Source organism: Frankia sp. CcWB2 (assembly GCF_977927585.1).
Genome location: NZ_CDWRCM010000116.1, coordinates 6222 through 6956, shown reverse-complemented (window position 1 = coordinate 6956; position 735 = coordinate 6222). Strand labels below are relative to the sequence as shown.

General features: G+C 71.4%; 1 protein-coding gene. It reads right to left on the bottom strand.

Annotated elements, in window-relative coordinates; all coding sequences use genetic code 11:
- Positions 1–224 precede the first annotated feature (224 nt).
- On the bottom strand, positions 225–735 hold a 511-nt coding region (locus ACY45C_RS13385), incomplete at its 5' end, for a carbohydrate kinase family protein (RefSeq protein WP_462187941.1).

Here is a 735-nt window from a genome sequence, read left to right as displayed (position 1 = left end):
CCCTGCCATCAGACCACCTCCCGGTTATGGGAGGCGCCCTTACTGAACGGTGCGGGCCGAGCGTGGCGGACCTGGGCCCGTTGCAGCGCCTCTCGACCTGTGAGTGACGATACCGTGCCATCGTGATCACTTCACGTCGGCTCGAGCGTTTCCTCGCCGTTGCTGCTGTCGCTTGAGAGTCGCACGCCACCCGGGCGGGACACCGGTCCGCGCCGCGCGTGAGCTCATCCGGACTTGGCGGAGGTGCCGGCATACAGCGCACGGATCTGGGCGCCGGTCGGATGGTGGCCCGTGCCCGGGAAACCGACCGTCCAACCGGCGACAAGCACCGCGCGGTCGATGGCACGGTCGGGATCGCCGGTGGCCAGCCAGTAGTGCAGGAACCCGGCGAACAGCGCATCACCCCCGCCGGTTGTGTCCACCACGCCCAGCGGTGCGACCGCCGCGACAGCGCGCACCGGCCGGTCCGCCACCGCCAGCAGGCAACCCCGCGCGCCCAGACCCACGACCACGATCCGTGCCGGTCCCCGGGCAAGCAACTGCCGGGCAAAGGCATCGGGGGGTACGGTGAGGTTCTCCGCCGAGCAGAACACGATCGACGCCCGGGTGAGCCAGTCCTGTGCATAGGCGTCGTCCTGCCCGACCAGGGACGCCAGTCGCACGTCGCTGCCCAGCGCGGCGAGCCCGCGGGCGACGTTGCAGCCGACCCCGGCGACTTCCAGGCGCAGCGACCGG